Source organism: Enterobacter sp. WCHEn045836 (genome assembly GCF_003965585.1).
Classification (GTDB): domain Bacteria; phylum Pseudomonadota; class Gammaproteobacteria; order Enterobacterales; family Enterobacteriaceae; genus Enterobacter; species Enterobacter dissolvens.
Genome location: NZ_RXPT01000003.1, coordinates 204,966 through 225,618, shown reverse-complemented (window position 1 = coordinate 225,618; position 20,653 = coordinate 204,966). Strand labels below are relative to the sequence as shown.

Sequence of the window (20,653 nt, the reverse complement as noted above, 5' to 3'; positions counted from 1 at the left end):
ATCAATGCTTATCGCATTAGGTTGTGCCCTGTTGGGTGTTTGCGTGCAAAAAGTTCTCGCCGATGATTATTTCAATCCGGCGCTGCTGGATATCGACAACCCGGGTCAGGGTAAAACCGACCTCAGTATTTATGAGATTGGTCCCGGTCAGGCTCCCGGTAAATATCACGTTGACGTCTACGTCAACAATAATAAAGTGGCAAGCAAAGAGATTGAGTTTACGCTGAAGAAAGACGCCAGCGGAAAATCAACCCTGCAGCCGTGCCTGAGCACGGCCCAGCTAAAAAGCTTTGGTATTAATATCGATAAATTCAGGATAGATGATAAGGCTCAGTGCGTTGACCTGAGCGTTATCCCTGCCGCCAGCGCAACGTTTCATGTTAATCCGCAGCAGCTGCTGTTAAGCATTCCGCAGAGCGCGATTACCCAGGTACCGCGTGATTACGTCGACCCGCAGGAGTATGACGAGGGAATTAACGCCCTGCTGCTCAATTACAGCTTCACCGCCGGGGACAACCGCGGCAAAGGTGAAAACGGTACCGATCAGCGCAGCGAGTTTCTTAACCTGCGTCCGGGTCTTAATCTCGGGGCATGGCGTTTTCGTAACTACTCCACCTGGAGCAAAACCAGCGGTGACGGTGACGCAGAGAGCCAGTTTTCGTCGGTCTATACCTATGCCCAGCGGGATATTATCGCCCTTGGCGGGAACCTCAAAGTAGGGCAAAGCTCTTCCCCTTCCGACGTGTTTGACAGCGTCTCTTTCACCGGGGCGCAGATCGCCTCGGATGACGATATGCTCCCGGACAGCATGAAGGGCTTTGCGCCGGTGATCCGCGGGACGGCGCACAGTAACGCCCAGGTGATCGTCCGCCAGAACGGTTACGTCATTTACCAGAACTATGTCGCCCCCGGCGCGTTTGAGATCAACGACCTCTACCCCACCGGCGGAAGCGGCGATTTAAACGTCACCGTCAAAGAGACGGACGGCAGCGAACAGCACTTTGTGGTGCCTTATGCATCAGTGCCGGTGTTGCAGCGTGAAGGCCGCTTCAAATACAGCCTCACCGCGGGACGCTATCGCAGCTATGACAACGACGTCGAGAAAACCCCGTTTATGCAGGGTACGGCAATCTACGGATTGCCTTACGGCTTTACCGCCTACGGCGGCGTACAGGCAAGCCAGTATTATGATGCACTGGCGCTGGGAGTCGGCAAGAATATCGGCGATCTCGGGGCCTTCTCGGTGGATGTCACCGACGCCAAATCAGAGATGCAGGACCAGGCCCCCACTGACGGACGCTCCTGGCGCATCCGCTACAGCAAAGATTTCGCCACCACCGGCACCCATTTTTCCATTGCTGGCTATCGCTATAACAGCAAGGGGTTCTACACCCTTCAGGACACCCTGGATTCCCATACCCGCAATGATGACTGGGAAACGCCGGACACCCGACGCAGCCGCGAAGAGGCCACTGTCGATCAGTCCCTGGGCGGCTCGTTGGGTTCGCTGACGTTAAGCCTGGTCAAAGAGAGCTACTGGAATTCAAACGAGGGGATGACCTCGATGAACCTCGGGTACAACAACACCTGGCACGGGATCAGCTACGGTCTGAGTTACGGACTGGATAAAAACACGCGTGACAGCGGGGATGATAATAATGAGAAAACCAGCGAGCAGACGATCGCGTTTAACGTCTCCGTTCCGCTCGATCGCTGGCTCAGCAACACCTGGGTGAACTACAACCTGAACAGCACGAAGCACGAAACCACCCAAAGCGTGGGCCTGAACGGCACCGCGCTGGCCGGCAATAACCTCAGCTGGGGTGTTCAGCAGGGCCACAGTCAGAGCAGCGGCGACAGCACCAGTCTGAATGCCGATTACAAAGGCACCTACGGTGAAGTGAGCGCCGGGTATTCGCAGGATAACCAGCAGCAACAGCTCAACGTCGGTCTTCAGGGCAGCATGATCGCCCATGCTCACGGCATCACCCTTGGTCAGCCAATGGGTGAGACCGTCGCACTGATCGAAGCGCCGGGCGCTGACGACACGAACATCACTAATCAGACAGGCGTGAACACCGATTTTCGTGGCTACGCCATTGTGCCGTACGTTTCGCCTTACCGTCATAACACCCTCGCACTGAATACCGAGACGTTGCCAGGAAATGCTGATATTGACCATGCAGCCAGAACGGTGACACCGACGCGCGGCGCCATCGTGCGAGCACATTATGAAACGCATGTCGGCAGCCGGGTGCTGATGACCTTAAAACGTGCGGATGGTCGTCCGATACCGTTTGGGGCAACGGCCTCTCAGGCCCGTCAGGAGGGTGAATTTATCGTTGGGGATGGCGGCCAGGTGTATCTGACCGGTATGCAGGAGACAGGCACGATTAACGTCAGCTGGGGGAAAACCGCCGACAGCCACTGCACCGCAGCGTATCACCTGCCGGTAGAAGACCAGAATCCGGTCCTTAACATTACGGCGCAATGTGTATGAACCTTTCCGAGGAAAAAATGAACATGTTGAGATATGCCTTTGCGTTGCTGGTTTTGCTCACGAGCGTGGGTCTGGTACCGCATGCCCATGCAGCGACAACCTGTAACAGCAACGATCTGCCTTATACCCTGGATGCCGGCACGCTTTCTGTACCCACGACCCTCAATATTGGCAGCGTTATCCCGGGTTCAGCAAAAACACATACTGTTAACGGCAGCTGTACCGGAACGCTCACCAGTCACACCATTATTTCCTGCTATTACGGAACGGGAACGGAAGTGCCGGGCATGCCGGGTGTTTACACGACCAATATTGACGGCATCGGCATTGAGCTCCTGAACAGCAACGGGCAGATCATTCGCGGAACCGGTTACTCATGCGACAGCACCGCAACCCCCATAGGAACAGTCAGCAGCGACAGCGGACAAACGTTTTCTTTCAGCTATACCCAGCAGTTAATCAAAACGGCGACACATATCGGGACCGGAACCCTTTCGGTTTCGCAGGATCCCTACGGATTCGGTGTTTTTAATTCGGTTGGGATTTCTGGCGAAGGCAATAAAAGCCGCTATTCCGCCACCGTCAGCGAAAGAACGGCGACCTGTTCTGTCGATCCCTTAAATCTGACGGTCACGCTCGGCGATTTCCCGGTGTCACAATTTACCCACGTGGGCAGCTATACACCCTGGAAGTATTTCAATATCACCGCCACCTGCACGGAAGAGGTCAACCTCACGGCCTCGGTGACCAGCGCGAATGGCATCAATAGCCAGTATGCGGATGTACTGAACCTCACGCCTGGCAGCGACAGCGCCACGGGCGTCGGGGTGAGAATGCTGCTTGACGGTGTCGATCTGAGATATGACTACCCTATCCCGGTCGGTGGAAGAGCCGAACCTGACGTTCCGGATGTGATCCCCTTCGCCGTGCAGTATTACCAGACGGATGCCACCGTCACTGCGGGAAAAGCCAACACGATTGCCACAATCGATTTTGAATATCAGTAACGGAGCGATGATGAAAACATTCCCCCTTTTACTCGCGCTGACGAGCCTCTCTGCGGGCGCGACCGACGTCACGCTCAATATCGAAGGGAATATTTACGAGAGCACCTGCCAGGTAGACAGCGCCAGCCAGAATACGGTGGTGGATCTGGGACAGGCCGTCGCCACTGATTTCAAAAATATCGGCGATACCGGCCCCTGGAAAAATTTCGATTTAACACTCACGAACTGTCCTTCCACGCTGACGGTTGCCACCATTTCCGTTGACGGCCCGCGCGATACGGACCACCCCTTTAAATTCGCCAATAGCGGTACCGCCAAAGGCGTGGCGTTAGAGCTGGCCGATCGTCTGGATTATATCGTGCTTGCCCCCCAGGCCCGATTCAGCGTGGTGATTGATGCCGGCACCCACACCGCGGACTTCCCCATGGCGGCACGCTATTACGCGACCGCCATGCCCGTGACGGCGGGCACGTTCAGCAGCGTTGTTCAGGCCACCTTTACTTACCAGTAGGACCGCGCCCCTTAGCACGGATGCTTTTTTTACGCCCGGCGGCCAGTTTTGCCGGGCGTTTTTTCACTTCCGGTACCTCTGGCTGTTCTATCGGGAATACCGGCAACGCATTCAGCAAGCGCTGCCCGTAGTTTTTGGTGAGCAGACGTTTGTCATAGATCACCACTTCCCCCCAGCAGCCGTGGCTACGGATAAGACGCCCCACCTGCTGAATGAGGTTAAACGAGGCTGCCGGTAAACTTTGCACTTCAAACGGATAGCGGTTGAGGCTTTTGAGCCACTCGCCTTCGGTGATCACCACCGGGCTGTCGATGGGCGGGAAGGCAATTTTATGAATGTGCACCTGCGTCAGGTAATCGCCTTTTAAATCGAGTCCTTCAGCAAAAGACTGCAGACCCACCAGCACGCTGCGCTCACCGTTATCGATGCGCTGGCGGTGGAGTTCCACCAGCCGGTAGCGCGGCTGATCGCCCTGCACCAGCAGCAGTAACCGCAGCTCGGTAACATGTTCCAGAAAGCGCTGCATGGCGCGTCCGCTGGCAAACAGCACCAGCATGCCGGGGTATTTTTTACTCTCGACCTGTTCGCGGAAATAGGCGGCCATTTCGGCTATATGCTGCTCTTCGTTATCGATAAGCGGCTCATAATTCATGCGCGGGATCACCAGCTTGCCCTGCTCGCAGTGGTTAAACGGCGAGTCCAGCGCCACGAAACGGTCACCCGCTTTTTCTTTCAGGCCGCTCATCTCCTGCAGCCGCGAGAAGCTGTTGAGGGAACGCAGGGTCGCAGAGGTCACCACCACGTGCGGTACGCTGCGCCAGATCAGCTTTTCCAGCTGATCGGCCACGCGGATCCCCACGCAGTGGAAAAAGAGATGCACCTGCCCGTCTCTCACTTCCCGGGTGGCCCACTTGGTGACCGGCGCGCCGGACGCCTGCGCCATCGAAGCCAGCCGCCAGAGTTTGCTCTGTGCTTCAAACATGCCCAGCGCACGGTTCATCTGCAGCAGAATACGGTGCAAACGCACCACATCATGAGTGCCGGTCTTTTCACTGAGATCGTTTAAGAACATCTCTGCCAGGCCGCGCAGCTTTTCCAGATGCTTCGCCAGCTGCTGGCAAATCTCCATCACCTCGTCCGGCAGCTCCCCCATGGCAAAACGGTGCTCGGCCTCCTGGGTCGCCGGAAGATACAGATTAAGGATGTTGTTCAGCGACGAGATAAGGCTGTAGACCTCTTCGCAATGTTCGCTCAGACGCTCGGGCACCGCCAGCGGCGGCGTGGTTTTCGGGCGGAACTGCTCCATGCAGGTGGCCACCAGCTTGCAGAACAAATCGAGCTGCAGGCGGAACCACGGCGCCGTGATTTCAGCGCTCATCTCCAGCGCATCCCGCGCCACGTCGGGCAGATGGTGGCCTTCATCAAGCACCAGCAACAGGTTTTTCGGCTCCGGCAGCACCGCTTCGCTCTCCAGCGCCGCCATCACCAGCGCATGGTTGGCGACCACCACTTCCGCTTCCTGGATCTCCCGCCGGGCGACAAAAAACGGGCACTCACGGTAATAGTGACAGTTACGGTTAAGACAGCTGGCTTTATCGGTGCTGAGCCTGCGCCATAAGTCATCGCCGATGGCCTGGCTGGTGTGATCGCGCAAACCGTCCCACCTGTAGCTGTCGAGATCGGCTTTCAGCTTCGCGCACTGTTCCTGCTCCGCCTTGTTGTTTGGCGTCAGTTCGTCATCAAGAAACGCCAGCAGATCCTGCTGGGTGGGCTCACTGCTGGCGAGCGCCGCCAGGTTACGCGGGCAGACATAACGTCCGCGGCCAAAGGCGGCGGTAAAACGCAGCTCGGGGATAATTTTGCGCAGCAGCGGCAGGTCTTTGCTGAAGATCTGATCCTGTAGCGCCACGTTAGCGGTGCTGACCACCAGCGTCTTTTGTTCTTCCCGCGCAATAGCGATGCCCGGGATTAAATAAGAGAGGGTTTTACCGACCCCGGTTGGCGCTTCAATGGCCAGATGTCGCCCGTCGTCACCGGCAAGCGTTTTTGCCACATCGGCAATCATCTGCCGCTGTGGTGCCCGGGGGATAAAGTCGGGGATCTGCTGCTGGAGTGCCTTATACCAGGCACCAATCTGCGCTTTCAGCGCCGCGGTTAAAGCCATCGGAAAACCTGAAATACTGTATAAACAGCCACTATTGTGGCACTTTATTTTCGTCGCCGCAAAAAGAAAAGCCCGGCTTTACGGCCTAATGCCGATCGTTTAAGAGTATTTGAACGATCCTGCCAGTAAGAGACAGTCCAGGTTCATTCCCTCTAAACCCGGATTTTTTATGTCTGAATACGATATGCAGGCTCTGTCTCCGTCTGGCTCACGGTTCCTGTTGAGGATGCACGAGCGCCCTGATAAGCCACATTGTAATGACATAACCCCGGATGATGTCTCGCCACTTCGCTTGATCGTGAATCACCAATCGGGCATTAGGTTTGTTATGCCTAAAATCAGGGATAAGGGGGGCAAGGCTAGATCACTCCAGCCTTTGGCGGTTATCTCACTTTCTTGAAAATGAGCAGAATCAACACGGTAGTAACAACGTAACCGAAGAGCGAAACATGAATCAGTCTGTCGTAATACTGATCAAATTCAGCAACCACAGCATTACAGGCTACAATCGTGATCGTCTTTTCGTTGAGTATGTCTGTGTATTTTCTCGTTATCCCATAATCTAAAACAATGACCAAAATGGATGCTATGTAAATGAAAGAAATCGTGATTATGCTTCCCCATCGAATGATAAATTTTGTTCTACTCGTCAAGGTCATATGACCCCCCCAAGACGCCACCAACCGTACCGCCAGAATAACCAGAAGCTGAACCTAATTTTGAGGCTCCCGCTGCAAGGTTTTTCTGCATAGCGTTTTCTTCACCAGCAGTGTAATTGTCTATGTTTGGATACTGTTCTTTGAATTCGTTGGTAACTTCAGTTACTTGCATCGAACTTAGGCTACTGCTTTTGCGAATAAGATAATTTTGTAGAGACAAAGGCACTGCAAAGTCTTCCTCGCTTTCAATCGGTAATTGCGTTGTAGTCGATGTGTAGCTTGTTTCGAAAACGTTTGAGCCTGATTTACGAATTACCTGAACAGTATGCGTTGTACAGTTGCTACCAGTCAGATCATAGACGTCAATTACTCTCCCCCTGAGTTTGGTTCTTTCACCCATTTTCTCTGTAGGGATTGGCTTTGCTCCTGAGTTCCAAAGGTTTTCAAACAATGAGCGTGTCTCAGCTACGGATGCATCCTCAATCTTGAATACCCGAGCATTAACTTTATAAAGTTCTTCTCGGTAGTAGCTACGAGCATCCTCTCCGGTAAAGAAGTTGAGTATTCCATCGCCTGTAAAGTTAGCTGGACCTCTTCGACCAAATCGCCCATAGGTGTATACGTAGATCGAGTTATTCTGATGTACGGATACAAAGGCGTGTCCTGCGTCAGTGGTTTCAGTCCAGATGTAAACACCATTCAATAACGGGTTATCTTCTGGCTCGCAGGTGTCAGCAAAGCTATGAATTTTAGGATCTGCAATCGGGCCAGGGAGAACGGGAAACTCAACGATGTGAGATTGGGCGGTGTTGGCTTTCGCTGGCTCTGTAGAAAATTCGTAAGTATCGAAGATAGAAGGGATAAAACGTGATTTACAGGGGCAAGAGCTACGGCTGTGCAGTGTTCCGGCAATCCTTTTACCATGTATTTCATCGTTTTCAAGCCCTCCGACTATGCGGAATCTGCCTGCATGTTTCCCACATGTCACTTGATGCCCTTCACAAGCCATGTCTCTAGAGAAAGACTGATGATCGATACATCCTTCAATAATCCGGCCACCGCAAACCGTTTTATCACCCCTGAATAAGTAGTGACCAATAGCCCTTTATTTTTATCCCTGTGTTGGTTTGAAATCCTTAAGAAAAGTGTAGGCTTTTGCCGGTGGTGAGTAAATGAGCAGTTGTAACAAAGTGATAGGTAATTAGAGGGGCTGTATATCGATTTGCCTTCCTCTGTGGCATTTATTCCCCTGTTTCGCGTTTTGACAGTGAGGCTGTGGGTGATCTGGAGTATCTCGGCAACATGCCGTTGGCTGAACGGATTACAAATGCTGCTGTATTCGAAGATGTGTATCGCTTCCTGATGAATGGTTCGGGGCGACTGGATCTGCGCCGCGCTGACGTGGCAGCTGTCCGTGTCTTCTTATGGAATTATCAATACCGCCGCAGTGCGGTGACAGGTAAGCTGCTGCGCCTTGCATCAGCCGTGCTGGATCACTGCCATAGCACCGGGCGCGTGCGTACTGTGGGGCATCGTTCTGCTAATACTGCTGAGGGAGGCCGCTTCGTTGGGCCAACATGCGGTGTTAGCGTTACGAATCTAAGGGCTAAGGTTGCTCGGATCTGCGGTAAAGGTACAGCAGTAAATATACCTAAGCATCTGAAAGGAATGAGGGAAAATGTAAAATCCTTCTTTTGGCCGGAAAAAAGAAAGCACCGAAGACATGATCGTTCGGTGCTTTATGTTCCGCCTAAATATCCGTTCAGCTTTAAGTCACGTGAGGCTTAAGTGAACGGCATTAGGCTTTACGGCCGGGCTTCCAGATTACTGTGGGTTAGCCGGTTTACGCGGACGGCGACGGCGCTGCCCTTCCCCTGACGGTTTCCCTTCGCTGTCGCGGCGAGGCGGTTTATTGCCCGACTTCGGCGCACCGCCTTCGGCACGGCGTGGCTGCTGCTGACCACGGCCGCCGCCCTGACCGCGTCCACCGCCGCCACGCTGCTGGCGACCGTTCTGAATTGGCTCCGCTTTAATGGACGGATCCACTTCGTACCCCGGCGTTTCAATGCGCGGGATCTCTTTCTTCAGCAGACGTTCGATATCGCGCAGCAGTTTGTGTTCATCCACGCAGACCAGCGAGAGCGCCTCACCGGTGGCGGCCGCACGACCGGTACGGCCGATACGGTGAACATAGTCTTCCGGCACGTTTGGCAGCTCGTAGTTCACCACGTGCGGCAGCTCTTCAATGTCCAGACCACGGGCAGCGATGTCGGTTGCCACCAGCACGCGGATATCACCGGATTTAAAGTCCGCCAGCGCACGGGTACGCGCCCCCTGGCTCTTGTTACCGTGGATAGCCGCACTGCGAATACCGTCTTTGTTCAGCTGTTCCGCCAGGTGGTTTGCACCGTGCTTGGTACGGGTAAAGACCAGCACCTGCTGCCAGTTGCCCTGACCAATCATCTGGGAGAGCAGTTCCCGCTTACGCTTTTTATCAACGAAGTGCACGTGCTGGGTCACCTGCTCAGAGGCGGTGTTGCGGCGCGCCACTTCCACTTCCAGCGGGTTATGCAGCAGCTTTTCAGCCAGCGCCTTGATCTCGTCGGAGAAGGTCGCGGAGAACAGCAGGTTCTGACGGCGCGGCGGGAGCTTAGCCAGTACGCGGCGAATATCGTGGATAAAGCCCATGTCCAGCATGCGGTCGGCTTCGTCCAGCACCAGAATTTCGACGTTATCGAGCTTCACGGCGTTCTGGTGTTCCAGATCCAGCAGACGGCCCGGCGTTGCCACCAGCACGTCCACGCCGCCGCGCAGTTTCATCATTTGCGGGTTAATGCTGACACCACCGAAAACCACCAGCGAACGAATGTTGAGATAGCGGCTGTAGTCACGCACGTTCTCGCCAATCTGCGCCGCCAGCTCGCGGGTTGGGGTGAGGATCAGCGCACGAACCGGACGACGTCCCTTCGCGTGCGGCTGATTTTTTACCAGCAGCTCTAACAGTGGCAGGGTGAAGCCTGCGGTTTTACCGGTCCCGGTCTGGGCACTGGCCATCAGGTCACGGCCCTGCAGAACGGCAGGGATCGCCTGCTGCTGGATTGGGGTTGGCTCAACGTAGCCCTGCTCTGCGATCGCGCGCAGAATTTCCGGGTTCAGGCCAAGGGAATCAAAAGACATAAAAACTCCGAACCGCCCCGACCATCACAGGTGTAGTTTTCAGGGAGATATAACAATTAGGAGGACAAAAACCACAATGTCGCGAAGGGGCGGAGTGTAGCAGCTTTTGTGACGTGGCGCATAAAATATCCCTCCACCTTCCCTCGACGATTTCGCTAATCAGGCATAATCTTAATCAATCGATTGATTAATTTTTAATGCCGCTATGAATACAACCCCGACAACCTCTAAAGGCGAACAGGCCAAAAGCCAGCTTATTGCTGCCGCGCTGGCGCAGTTTGGTGAGTATGGCTTGCATGCCACCACCCGGGATATCGCGGCGCAGGCCGGGCAAAACATTGCGGCTATCCCCTACTATTTTGGCTCAAAAGAGGATTTATACCTCGCCTGTGCGCAGTGGATCGCCGATTTTATTGGCACGCAGTTTCACCCGCACGTGGAGGAAGCCACCGCGCTGCTCAGCCAGCCGTCGCCCGATCGTAAGGCCATCCGCCAGCTGATCCTCAACGCCTGCCATAACATGATCCGCCTGCTGACGCACGACGACACGCTGAACCTGAGTCGATTTATCTCCCGTGAACAGCTCTCCCCTACCGCCGCCTACCAGCTGGTGCACGACCAGGTGATTGCCCCGATGCACACGCACCTGACCCGGCTGATCGCGGCCTATACCGGGCAAGACGCCAACGATACCGCAACGATTTTGCATACCCACGCCCTGCTGGGTGAGATTCTGGCCTTCCGTCTGGGGCGAGAAACGATTCTGTTACGCACCGGCTGGACACAATTTGATGAGGATAAAGCCGCGCAGATTAGCCAGGTTATCACCTGTCATCTCGATCTGATCCTGCAAGGCTTAACGCAAAGGAGCCTGAAGTCATGAAAAAACCTGTCGCCATCATTCTGGTGGTTGTTGTTTTGCTTGCCGCCGGCGTCGGTGGCTGGCTGTGGTATCAAAGCCATCAGGATCGCGGCCTGACGCTGTACGGTAACGTTGATATTCGCACCGTGAATATGAGCTTCCGCGTCGGGGGGCGGCTGGCGTCGCTTAACGTGGATGAGGGCGACACCATCAAAACCGGGCAGACGCTGGGGATGCTGGATAAAGCGCCCTACGAGAACGCGCTAATTCAGGCAAAAGCCGGGGTTTCCGTCGCCCAGGCGCAATATGATCTGATGCTGGCCGGTTATCGTGACGAAGAAATTGCCCAGGCTGCTGCCGCAGTTAAACAGGCGCAGGCGGCCTATGACTATGCGCAGAATTTCTATGCCCGCCAGCAGGGGCTGTGGAAAAGCCGCACCATTTCGGCCAACGATCTGGAAAACGCCCGTTCATCACGCGATCAGGCTCAGGCAACGCTGAAATCCGCGCAGGACAAACTGAGTCAGTACCACACCGGTAACCGCCCGCAGGATATCGCCCAGGCCAAAGCCAGCCTTGAACAGGCGCAGGCCCAGCTGGCCCAAGCGGAGCTCGATCTGCACGACACCACGCTGGTGGCACCGTCAGACGGCACGCTGATGACCCGCGCCGTGGAGCCCGGCAGCATGCTCAACGCCGGCAGCACCGTTTTAACCCTGTCGCTCACCCGTCCTGTGTGGGTGCGCGCCTACATTGATGAGCCAAACCTCGGCCAGATGCAGCCGGGTCGCGAGCTGTTGCTCTATACCGATGGCCGTCCGGATAAGCCGTATCACGGCAAAGTGGGCTTTGTTTCGCCCACCGCTGAATTCACGCCAAAAACGGTGGAAACGCCGGATCTGCGTACCGACCTGGTGTATCGCCTGCGCATCATCGTCACTGATGCGGACGACGCGCTGCGTCAGGGCATGCCTGTCACCGTAAAAGTGAACAACGGGGAACGACATGAATGACGCGGTTATCCGGCTCGACAATCTGGTCAAACGCTTCGCGGGCATGGAAAAACCGGCCGTCGCGCCGCTGAACTGTACCATCCAGAAAGGCTATGTGACCGGGCTGGTTGGCCCGGACGGCGCAGGCAAAACCACGTTGATGCGGATGCTGGCAGGCCTGCTTAAGCCCGATGAAGGGGCGGCCAGCGTGCTCGGGCTCGATCCGATTAAAGATGACGGTGCACTGCACGCCATGCTCGGCTATATGCCGCAGAAGTTTGGTCTCTATGAAGACCTGACGGTGATGGAGAACCTTAATCTGTACGCGGATCTGCGCAGCGTGACCGGTGAAACCCGTCAGCAGACTTTCGCCCGTCTGCTGGCCTTCACCTCCCTCGGTCCCTTCACCGATCGCCTGGCGGGCAAGCTCTCCGGCGGGATGAAGCAAAAGCTGGGGCTGGCCTGTACGCTGGTCGGCGAGCCGAAAGTACTGCTGCTGGATGAGCCCGGCGTGGGCGTGGACCCCATTTCACGCCGCGAGCTGTGGCAGATGGTGCACGAGCTGGCCGGTGACGGAATGCTGATCCTCTGGAGCACCTCCTATCTGGATGAAGCCGAGCAGTGTCGCGATGTGCTGCTGATGAACGAAGGCGAGCTGCTTTATCAGGGAGAACCGACGAAGCTGACGCAAAGCATGGCCGGACGCAGTTTTCTGCTTCACAGCCCGCAGGAGTCGAACCGCACGCTGCTGCAGCGGGTACTGAAACTGCCCCAGGTCAGCGACGGGATGATTCAGGGCCGTTCGGTGCGCGTGATCCTGACCAAAGAGGCGACCGAAGCGGATATTCGTCACGCGCCGGGCATGCCTGACATTGAGATGGAAGAGACGGCTCCCCGCTTTGAGGACGCGTTTATCGATCTATTGGGCGGAGCGGGCACCTCAGAATCACCGCTCGGGGCGATCCTGCACACGGTGGAAGGCACGCCGGGTGAGACGGTGATCGAAGCCAAATCCCTGACCAAAAAGTTTGGTGATTTCGCCGCCACCGATAACGTCAATTTCGCGGTGAAGCGCGGTGAAATTTTTGGCCTGCTCGGGCCAAACGGCGCCGGGAAATCCACCACCTTTAAGATGATGTGCGGCCTGCTGGTGCCTACGTCCGGCAAAGCGCTGGTACTGGATATGGATTTGAAAGTCAGCTCCGGCAAGGCGCGACAGCATCTGGGGTATATGGCGCAGAAGTTTTCGCTGTACGGCAACCTGACGGTCGAGCAGAACCTGCGCTTTTTCTCCGGCGTTTACGGTCTGCGAGGGCGCGCCCAGGACGAGAAAATCCACCGCATGAGCGAGGCGTTTGGCCTGACAGCTATCGCTTCCCACGCCACGGATGAGCTCCCCCTTGGCTTCAAACAGCGGCTGGCGCTGGCCTGCTCATTGATGCACGAGCCCGATATTCTGTTTCTGGATGAACCCACGTCAGGCGTTGATCCCCTCACCCGCCGCGAGTTCTGGCTGCACATCAACAGCATGGTGGAGAAAGGGGTAACGGTGATGGTAACCACCCACTTTATGGACGAGGCGGAGTATTGCGACCGCATCGGGCTGGTCTATCGCGGCAAGCTGATTGCCCACGGCACGCCGGATGACCTGAAAGCCCAGGCCGCAGACAACGAGGTACCGGACCCGACCATGGAGCAGGCGTTTATCACCCTCATCCACGACTGGGATAAGGAGAATGCCGATGCGCAATAAGGCGATTTCCTGGCGCCGGGTGCGCGCGCTGTGCATCAAAGAGACGCGTCAGATCGTGCGTGACCCCAGCAGTTGGCTGATTGCGGTGGTCATCCCGCTTCTGCTGCTGTTTATCTTCGGCTACGGGATCAACCTCGATTCCAGCAAGCTGCGGGTCGGCATTTTACTGGAGCAGCAGAGCGAAGAGGCGCTGGATTTCACCCACGCCATGACCGGCTCGCCCTACATTGACGCCACCATCAGCGACAACCGGCAGGAGTTGATTCAGAAGATGCAGGCCGGGAAAATCCGCGGTCTGGTGGTGATCCCGGTCGATTTCGCCGCCAACATGGCGCGGGCAGATACCGCTGCGCCGATCCAGGTGATCACTGACGGCAGCGAGCCGAATACCGCCAACTTTGTCCAGGGCTACGTGGAGGGGATCTGGCAGCTCTGGCAGATGCAGCGCGCCGAAGACCGGGGCGAAACGTTCGAACCGCTGATCGACGTACAGATGCGCTACTGGTTTAACCCTGCCGCCATCAGCCAGCATTTTATTATCCCGGGTGCGGTCACCATCATTATGACGGTGATTGGCGCAATCCTGACCTCGCTGGTGATTGCCCGTGAGTGGGAACGCGGCACCATGGAGGCGCTGCTTTCAACCGAAGTGACGCGCCTTGAGCTGCTGCTGTGTAAGCTTATCCCCTACTACTTCCTCGGCATGCTGGCGATGCTGCTCTGTATGCTGGTCTCGGTGTTTATCCTCGGGGTGCCGTACCGCGGCTCGCTGGTGCTGCTCTTTTTCATCACCAGCCTGTTCCTGCTGAGCACGCTGGGCATGGGGCTGCTCATCTCCACCGTCACCCGCAACCAGTTTAACGCCGCCCAGGTGGCGCTGAACGCCGCCTTTTTACCGTCGATTATGCTGTCCGGGTTTATCTTCCAGATAGACAGCATGCCCGCGGTGATCCGCGCCGTGACCTACATTATTCCGGCGCGCTATTTCGTCAGCACGCTGCAAAGCCTGTTCCTGGCAGGGAATATTCCGGTAGTGCTGATTATCAATACCCTGTTTTTGCTGGCGTCGGCGGCGATGTTTATTGGACTGACGTGGATGAAAACCAAACGACGTCTGGATTAAGGAGCGAACATGTTTCACCGTTTATGGACGTTAATACGCAAAGAGCTGCAATCGCTGCTGCGCGAGCCGCAAACCCGCGCCATTCTGGTGTTGCCGGTGCTCATCCAGGTGTTTCTGTTCCCTTTTGCCGCCACGCTTGAGGTAACCAACGCCACCATCGCGATTTACAACGAAGACAACGGTAAACATTCCGTCGAGCTGACCCAGCGCTTTGCCCGGGCGAAGGCGTTTACCCATATCCTGCTGCTGAAAAGCCCGCAGGCGATCCAGCCGACCATCGATACCCAGAAAGCGTTGCTGCTGGTGCGTTTTCCGGCCGATTTTTCCCGCAATCTGGACACCTTCCAGCCCGCGCCCATGCAGTTGATCCTCGACGGGCGTAACTCCAACAGCGCCCAGATTGCCGCGAACTACCTGCAACAGGTGGTGAAGGATTATCAGCAGGAGCTGATGGAGGGAAAACCGAAGCCCAACAACAGCGAGCTGGTGGTACGTAACTGGTACAACCCAAACCTGGACTACAAATGGTTTGTGGTGCCCTCGCTGATCGCCATGATCACCACCATTGGGGTGATGATCGTCACCTCCCTGTCCGTCGCCCGCGAACGCGAGCAAGGTACGCTCGATCAGCTTCTGGTCTCCCCGCTGGCGACCTGGCAAATCTTCGTCGGTAAAGCGGTTCCCGCCCTGATTGTTGCCACGTTCCAGGCCACCATCGTGCTGGGCGTAGGGATCTGGGCCTACCAGATCCCGTTTGCCGGGTCGCTGGCGCTGTTCTACTTCACGATGGTGATCTACGGGCTGTCGCTGGTCGGGTTTGGCCTGCTGATTTCCGCGCTCTGCTCCACGCAGCAGCAGGCGTTTATTGGCGTGTTTGTCTTTATGATGCCGGCCATCCTGCTCTCCGGGTATGTTTCGCCAGTTGAGAATATGCCGGTGTGGTTACAGGATCTAACGTGGATAAACCCGATTCGTCACTTTACGGATATCACCAAGCAAATTTATCTGAAGGATGCGAGTCTGGATATTATCTGGGGAAGTTTGTGGCCGCTACTGGTCATAGCGGCCACGACGGGTTCAGTGGCGTACGCGATGTTTAGACGCAACATTGCGTAGCTTTTTCTCTTTGGCCAGCAAAGAGACCACCGCAGGCCCTGCAAGAATGGCCAGACCGGCCAGCGCCAGCAGCAGGTTGTTTTGCAGCACGCGGGACAGCAGCCACAGCACAATCATCGCGGCACCAAAATACCAGGTGGTGGTGAGCTCTTCGAGCACATCACCCACCTCGCGCCAGCGCGCTTCATGATGGCGCTGCAGGAACAACATCGACAGCACGGTGACGCCATAGAGGACGCATAGTCCTAAGCCAACACGCACCAGCGTGCCGCTCATCCAGCCCATCACCAGTACGGCCACGACCAGTAAATGCAACATTATCTGCCAGCAACTTAGACCTGTTGCGACACGAACACGTTGTTGCCACTTCATGGCTTCTCTCCTGAAGGATTTTTCTCTGCTTAATCAGACTACCGCACTTTACGGAAAATTCCGTAACACCGCATCTTTTTGTGACGACGACTACACTTTATTTTCATCGGGATAGTCACTCAGGAAGGAGCTTATGACCAAAAAAATGCAGCATTTCTCGCTTAAAGTGCTGACGATAAACATTCATAAAGGCTTCACAGCATTTAATCGCCGCTTCATTTTACCGGAGCTGCGCGACGCGGTTCGCACCGTCAGCGCGGACATTGTCTGCCTGCAGGAAGTGATGGGCGCGCACGAGGTCCATCCGATGCACTTCGAAAACTGGCCCGACACGCCCCACTACGAATTTCTGGCCGACACCATGTGGAGTGATTACGCTTACGGCCGCAATGCGGTCTATCCTGAAGGGCATCACGGAAATGCGGTGCTGTCGCGTTATCCCATTGAACATTACGAGAACCGGGACGTCTCCGTCGGCGAAAGCGAAAAGCGTGGGCTACTTTACTGCCGTATCACCCCGCCAGACCTCGATTTTCCGGTACATGTTGGCTGCGTCCATCTTGGTCTGCGGGAAGCGCACCGGCAGGCGCAGCTGCAGATGCTGGCCGAGTGGACCAACGCCCTGCCCGACGGTGAACCGGTGGTGGTGGCTGGCGATTTTAACGACTGGCGGCAGCGAGCTAACCATCCCCTGAAAGTGGAGGCCGGGCTGGAGGAGATTTTCACCCGCGCGCACGGCAGACCTGCGCGCACGTTTCCGGTGCGTTTCCCGCTGCTGAGACTTGACCGCATTTATGTGAAAAACGCCCATGCCAGCAGCCCGACCGCGCTGGCGTTGCTTAACTGGCGCCACCTTTCCGACCATGCCCCGCTGAGCGCGGAGATCCACTTATGAAATGTACCTGGCAGGAAGGCAACCGGATCACGCTGCTGGTCAACGGGGACGAATATTACCCCGCCGTTTTTGATGCGATAGACCGCGCGCAGCATAAAGTGATCCTCGAGACCTTTATCTGGTTCGAAGATGAGGTTGGCAAACAGTTGCACAGCGTGCTGCTGCGCGCCGCCCAGCGCGGCGTCAAAATTGAAGCGCTACTGGATGGCTATGGCTCGCCCGATCTTAGCGATGCGTTCGTGAATGAGCTCACTGCCGCAGGCGTCGTGTTCCGCTACTACGATCCCGGCCCTCGTCTGTTCGGCATGCGTACCAATCTCTTTCGCCGGATGCACCGCAAAATCGTCGTCGTTGATGAGACGGTGGCGTTTGTCGGTGGCATTAACTACTCCGCCGAGCATATGTCTGACTACGGCCCGGAGGCCAAACAGGATTACGCCATCCGCATCGAAGGGCCTGTGGTTCAGGACATTTTGCTGTTTGAACTGGAAAACTTGCCCGGCAAAGAGGCCGCCCGGCGCTGGTGGAAGCGCCGTCATCGCCCGGAAGAGAACCGGAAGCCCGGCGAAGCGCAGGCGCTGTTCGTCTGGCGGGATAACGGCGAGCACCGGGACGATATTGAGCGCCACTACCTGAAAATGCTGGCGAATGCCAAACGCGAAGTGATCATCGCCAACGCCTACTTCTTCCCGGGCTACCGGCTGCTGCACGCCATGCGCAGTGCTGCCCGACGCGGCGTCCGCGTGAAGCTGATTGTACAGGGCGAGCCGGATATGCCCATCGTCAAAGTCGGCGCGCGACTGCTCTATAACTACCTACTCAAAGGCGGAGTGCAGATCTACGAATACCGTCGCCGACCGCTGCACGGCAAAGTCGCGCTGATGGACGATCACTGGGCGACCGTCGGCTCCAGTAACCTCGATCCGTTGAGCCTGTCGCTCAACCTGGAAGCGAACCTGATCATTCACGATCGCCAGTTTAACCAGACCCTGCGGGATAACCTGCAGGGGCTGATCGTGAACGACTGCGTGCGCGTGGACGAGTCCATGGTGCCTAAACGCACCTGGTGGAATCTGGGGATCAGCGTAGTGGTGTTCCACTTCCTGCGCCATTTCCCGGCGATGGTAGGCTGGCTGCCGGCGCATACCCCGAAACTTGCGCTGGTGGATCCGCCTGTTCAACCCGAGATGGAAACCCAGGACCGCATTGAGGCGGAAGATGGAGGGAAAACCTGATGTCTAAATCACATCCACGCTGGCGAATGGCGAAAAAGATCCTGACCTGGCTGTTTTTTATTGCCGTTGCGGTGCTGCTGGTGGTTTACGCGCAAAAGGTGGACTGGGAAGAGGTGTGGAAAGTCATCCGCAACTACAACCGGATGGTGCTGCTGGGAGCGGTTGGGCTGGTGATTGTCAGCTATCTGATGTACGGCTGTTATGACCTGCTCGGCCGCGCCTACTGCGGCCACAAGCTGGCAAAACGCCAGGTCATGCTGGTGTCGTTTATCTGCTACGCCTTTAACCTGACGCTCAGCACCTGGGTTGGGGGGATTGGCATGCGCTATCGCCTGTACTCGCGCCTGGGACTGCCCGGTGGGACCATCACGCGTATATTTTCGCTGAGCATTACCACCAACTGGCTGGGTTATATTCTGCTGGGCGGGGTGATCTTTACCATCGGCGTGGTGCAGTTGCCCGCACACTGGTATATCGATGAAGCCACGCTGCGGATTTTGGGTTTCGCGCTCCTGCTCATTATCGCCCTGTATCTCTGGGCCTGCGCCTTTGCCAGACGCCGCCATATGACCATCAAAGGGCAAAAGCTGGTGTTACCCTCATGGAAATTTGCCGTGCTGCAGATGGCGGTCTCCAGCGCCAACTGGATGGCGATGGGGGCAATTATCTGGCTGCTCATTGGCGAAGAGGTGAACTATTTCTTCGTGCTGGGGGTGCTGCTGGTGAGCAGTATCGCCGGGGTGATCGTCCATATTCCGGCCGGGATTGGGGTGCTGGAAGCGGTATTTATCGCCCTGCTTGCCGGAGAACATGTATCTCATGGGACGATTATCGCTGCCCTGCTCGCCTACCGCATGCTCTATTACTTCCTGCCGCTGGCGCTGGCCACGGTCTGTTATCTGGTGCTTGAGAGCCGGGCGAAGAAGCTGAGAGCGAAGAACGAGAAGGCGATGGCAAAATAAAAGCAAAACGGCAACTTTGTTGCCGTTTTTAGTGTTTGTTCCCTCTCCCGTGGGAGAGGGTCAGGGTGAGGGCACCAGACCGCACCGCCACCTCGCAAAGCTACCTTAGCGACGGTTGCCGAAAATACGCAGCAGCATCAGGAACAGGTTGATGAAGTCCAGATACAGCGTCAGGGCGCCCAGAATTGAGTATTTACGCAGGTTGGAACTGTCGCGCACGTCAATCTGCTCGCCGATGTTTTTCAGCTTCTGAGTGTCGTAGGCGGTTAAGCCAACGAAAATCACCACCCCGATATAGGTCACCGCCCACATCAGCGCGTCGCTCTTAAGCCACAGGTTCACCAGCGACGCCAGCACAATCCCGATCAGCCCCATGAACAGCATGTTGCCGAGACCGCTGAGGTCACGTTTGGTGGTGTAACCGTACAGGCTCATCACACCAAACATCCCGCCGGTGACCACAAAGGTGCTGGCAATAGAGGAGTAGGTATAGACGATGAAAATGCTGGAAAGCGTCAGCCCCGTCAGTGCCGAATAGAGCATAAACAGGGTGGTCGCCATCCCGGCACTCAGCTTCTGTACCAGCCCGGAGAGCACAAACACCAGTGCCAGTTGCGCAATGATCAGCCCAAAGAAGGTGATTTTGCTGGAAAAGATAAACATCATCAGTTCAGGGGTATTGGCCGCATACCACGCGATAAATGCGGTAAGCAGTAAGCCCACCGTCATCCAGCCATAAACCTGAGCCATATACGTCTGCAGGCCGCTACGGGTCTGCTGTACTATCGAATCGGAACGCGGAAATCGGTCCATGATTCACTCCTGATTAAGTAGACACACACGTTAAGACTAACACATCCACATAAACCTGTTACCAACGGCTGGCGGCCTGTTTGTCGCTGTCGCGCGATTCAACCCACCGATCCCCCTCTGGCGTTGCTTCACGTTTCCAGAACGGGGCTTTGGTTTTCAGGTAATCCATGATGAACTCCCCGGCGGCAAACGCGCTGCCGCGATGGGCGCTGGTCACCCCCACGAAAACGATCTCCTCGCCCGGCCACATCTCACCGATGCGGTGGATAACCGTCACACGCCCGAGCGGCCAGCGGCCTCGCGCCTCTTCGACGATCGCAGCCAGAGATTTCTCGGTCATGCCCGGATAGTGTTCCAGCGTCAGCGCTTTTACGCTGTCGCCAAGGTTGTGGTTACGCACTTTACCGGTGAAGGTCACCACAGCACCGTCTTCATCGCGCTCTGCCAGCCAGTGATATTCCGTACCGACGTTAAAGCGCTCAGGGCCAACCAGAATTCGCGTCTCAGCCATT

17 protein-coding genes and 1 pseudogene are annotated in these 20,653 nt (G+C 56.2%); 12 read left to right on the top strand and 6 right to left on the bottom strand.

The features are described 5' to 3' along the window. Positions 1–4: 4 nt before the first annotated feature. The 3 genes from EKN38_RS05460 to EKN38_RS05450 are packed head-to-tail and all read left to right on the top strand — an operon-like array spanning position 5 to position 4,018. Entirely contained in the window at positions 5–2,500 is a 2,496-nt protein-coding gene (locus EKN38_RS05460; RefSeq protein ID WP_126521785.1) for a fimbria/pilus outer membrane usher protein, read from the top strand. A gap of 17 nt (positions 2,501–2,517) precedes the next feature. Beyond that, positions 2,518–3,507, top strand: coding sequence for a fimbrial protein (locus tag EKN38_RS05455; protein ID WP_043951748.1), 990 nt, complete (start codon positions 2,518–2,520; stop codon positions 3,505–3,507). A 10-nt stretch (positions 3,508–3,517) separates the two neighbouring features. Beyond that, a complete protein-coding gene (locus tag EKN38_RS05450; RefSeq protein ID WP_043951587.1) occupies positions 3,518–4,018 on the top strand; it encodes a fimbrial protein in 501 nt (166 codons plus the stop codon). Here the strand turns inward: EKN38_RS05450 and dinG are convergent. Continuing rightward, positions 4,005–6,182, bottom strand: a complete 2,178-nt coding sequence (dinG, locus tag EKN38_RS05445; RefSeq protein WP_014831164.1) for an ATP-dependent DNA helicase DinG — start codon at positions 6,180–6,182, stop codon at positions 4,005–4,007. The genes EKN38_RS05450 and dinG overlap by 14 nt on opposite strands. Before the next feature lie 642 nt (positions 6,183–6,824). Next, on the bottom strand, positions 6,825–7,940 hold the full coding sequence (locus EKN38_RS05440) for a PAAR domain-containing protein (RefSeq protein ID WP_043951586.1): 1,116 nt from the start codon (positions 7,938–7,940) through the stop codon (positions 6,825–6,827). 203 nt (positions 7,941–8,143) lie between these two features. On the opposite strand from EKN38_RS05440, the pseudogene EKN38_RS05435 reads away from it, so the two are divergent. Then, positions 8,144–8,455: pseudogene (locus tag EKN38_RS05435) on the top strand (hypothetical protein); the annotation flags it as partial. A gap of 210 nt (positions 8,456–8,665) precedes the next feature. On the opposite strand, the gene rhlE reads toward EKN38_RS05435, so the two are convergent. Beyond that, positions 8,666–10,018: an ATP-dependent RNA helicase RhlE gene (gene rhlE / locus EKN38_RS05425; RefSeq protein ID WP_014831161.1), complete on the bottom strand. Its 1,353-nt coding sequence runs from the start codon at positions 10,016–10,018 to the stop codon at positions 8,666–8,668. A gap of 205 nt (positions 10,019–10,223) precedes the next feature. Here rhlE and cecR point away from each other — a divergent pair, with 205 nt between their 5' ends. From cecR to EKN38_RS05400, 5 genes are read left to right on the top strand one after another with little or no spacing between them, the layout of a single operon-like run. Further along, positions 10,224–10,901, top strand: a complete 678-nt coding sequence (gene cecR, locus EKN38_RS05420; protein ID WP_014831160.1) for a transcriptional regulator CecR — start codon at positions 10,224–10,226, stop codon at positions 10,899–10,901. Beyond that, positions 10,898–11,893: a secretion protein HlyD gene (gene hlyD / locus EKN38_RS05415; RefSeq protein WP_014831159.1), complete on the top strand. Its 996-nt coding sequence runs from the start codon at positions 10,898–10,900 to the stop codon at positions 11,891–11,893. Before cecR ends, hlyD begins: the two co-directional genes overlap by 4 nt. Continuing rightward, complete coding sequence (locus EKN38_RS05410) at positions 11,886–13,625, top strand: ATP-binding cassette domain-containing protein (RefSeq protein ID WP_014831158.1); 1,740 nt, start codon at positions 11,886–11,888, stop codon at positions 13,623–13,625. The genes hlyD and EKN38_RS05410 overlap by 8 nt, the downstream gene beginning before the upstream one ends. Beyond that, the gene (locus EKN38_RS05405) at positions 13,615–14,748 is read left to right on the top strand and encodes an ABC transporter permease (protein WP_014831157.1); all 1,134 of its coding nucleotides are present in this window, start codon (positions 13,615–13,617) and stop codon (positions 14,746–14,748) included. Before EKN38_RS05410 ends, EKN38_RS05405 begins: the two co-directional genes overlap by 11 nt. A 9-nt stretch (positions 14,749–14,757) precedes the next feature. Beyond that, positions 14,758–15,864 (top strand): ABC transporter permease, encoded by a 1,107-nt coding sequence (locus EKN38_RS05400; RefSeq protein WP_014831156.1) that lies wholly within the window; start codon positions 14,758–14,760, stop codon positions 15,862–15,864. Here EKN38_RS05400 and EKN38_RS05395 read toward each other — a convergent pair. Next, positions 15,826–16,236, bottom strand: a complete 411-nt coding sequence (locus tag EKN38_RS05395) for a YbhQ family protein (RefSeq protein WP_014831155.1) — start codon at positions 16,234–16,236, stop codon at positions 15,826–15,828. The two genes, EKN38_RS05400 and EKN38_RS05395, sit on opposite strands and share 39 nt — an antisense overlap. Positions 16,237–16,369: 133 nt before the next feature. On the opposite strand from EKN38_RS05395, the gene EKN38_RS05390 reads away from it, so the two are divergent. Genes EKN38_RS05390 through EKN38_RS05380 form a run of 3 tightly spaced genes read left to right on the top strand, consistent with a single transcriptional unit; the run spans position 16,370 to position 19,328 of the window. After that, positions 16,370–17,131: an endonuclease/exonuclease/phosphatase family protein gene (locus EKN38_RS05390; RefSeq protein WP_014831154.1), complete on the top strand. Its 762-nt coding sequence runs from the start codon at positions 16,370–16,372 to the stop codon at positions 17,129–17,131. Continuing rightward, positions 17,128–18,366, top strand: a complete 1,239-nt coding sequence (gene clsB, locus EKN38_RS05385; protein ID WP_014831153.1) for a cardiolipin synthase ClsB — start codon at positions 17,128–17,130, stop codon at positions 18,364–18,366. Before EKN38_RS05390 ends, clsB begins: the two co-directional genes overlap by 4 nt. Beyond that, a complete protein-coding gene (locus EKN38_RS05380) occupies positions 18,366–19,328 on the top strand; it encodes a YbhN family protein (RefSeq protein ID WP_014831152.1) in 963 nt (320 codons plus the stop codon). The genes clsB and EKN38_RS05380 overlap by 1 nt, the downstream gene beginning before the upstream one ends. Before the next feature lie 105 nt (positions 19,329–19,433). Here EKN38_RS05380 and EKN38_RS05375 read toward each other — a convergent pair whose 3' ends face one another. Continuing rightward, the gene (locus EKN38_RS05375) at positions 19,434–20,141 is read right to left on the bottom strand and encodes a Bax inhibitor-1 family protein (RefSeq protein ID WP_014831151.1); all 708 of its coding nucleotides are present in this window, start codon (positions 20,139–20,141) and stop codon (positions 19,434–19,436) included. A gap of 58 nt (positions 20,142–20,199) precedes the next feature. Continuing rightward, a complete protein-coding gene (gene moaE / locus EKN38_RS05370; RefSeq protein WP_014831150.1) occupies positions 20,200–20,652 on the bottom strand; it encodes a molybdopterin synthase catalytic subunit MoaE in 453 nt (150 codons plus the stop codon). Position 20,653: the final 1 nt, after the last annotated feature.

Coding starts and splice junctions, on each gene's coding strand:
- EKN38_RS05460 (WP_126521785.1), top strand. CDS start 5: ATGCTTATCGCATTAGGTTGTGCCCTGTTGGGTGTTTGCGTGCAAAAA.
- EKN38_RS05455 (WP_043951748.1), top strand. CDS start 2,518: ATGAACATGTTGAGATATGCCTTTGCGTTGCTGGTTTTGCTCACGAGC.
- EKN38_RS05450 (WP_043951587.1), top strand. CDS start 3,518: ATGAAAACATTCCCCCTTTTACTCGCGCTGACGAGCCTCTCTGCGGGC.
- dinG (WP_014831164.1), bottom strand. CDS start 6,182: ATGGCTTTAACCGCGGCGCTGAAAGCGCAGATTGGTGCCTGGTATAAG.
- rhlE (WP_014831161.1), bottom strand. CDS start 10,018: ATGTCTTTTGATTCCCTTGGCCTGAACCCGGAAATTCTGCGCGCGATC.
- cecR (WP_014831160.1), top strand. CDS start 10,224: ATGAATACAACCCCGACAACCTCTAAAGGCGAACAGGCCAAAAGCCAG.
- hlyD (WP_014831159.1), top strand. CDS start 10,898: ATGAAAAAACCTGTCGCCATCATTCTGGTGGTTGTTGTTTTGCTTGCC.
- EKN38_RS05410 (WP_014831158.1), top strand. CDS start 11,886: ATGAATGACGCGGTTATCCGGCTCGACAATCTGGTCAAACGCTTCGCG.
- EKN38_RS05405 (WP_014831157.1), top strand. CDS start 13,615: ATGCGCAATAAGGCGATTTCCTGGCGCCGGGTGCGCGCGCTGTGCATC.
- EKN38_RS05400 (WP_014831156.1), top strand. CDS start 14,758: ATGTTTCACCGTTTATGGACGTTAATACGCAAAGAGCTGCAATCGCTG.
- EKN38_RS05395 (WP_014831155.1), bottom strand. CDS start 16,236: ATGAAGTGGCAACAACGTGTTCGTGTCGCAACAGGTCTAAGTTGCTGG.
- EKN38_RS05390 (WP_014831154.1), top strand. CDS start 16,370: ATGACCAAAAAAATGCAGCATTTCTCGCTTAAAGTGCTGACGATAAAC.
- clsB (WP_014831153.1), top strand. CDS start 17,128: ATGAAATGTACCTGGCAGGAAGGCAACCGGATCACGCTGCTGGTCAAC.
- EKN38_RS05380 (WP_014831152.1), top strand. CDS start 18,366: ATGTCTAAATCACATCCACGCTGGCGAATGGCGAAAAAGATCCTGACC.
- EKN38_RS05375 (WP_014831151.1), bottom strand. CDS start 20,141: ATGGACCGATTTCCGCGTTCCGATTCGATAGTACAGCAGACCCGTAGC.
- moaE (WP_014831150.1), bottom strand. CDS start 20,652: ATGGCTGAGACGCGAATTCTGGTTGGCCCTGAGCGCTTTAACGTCGGT.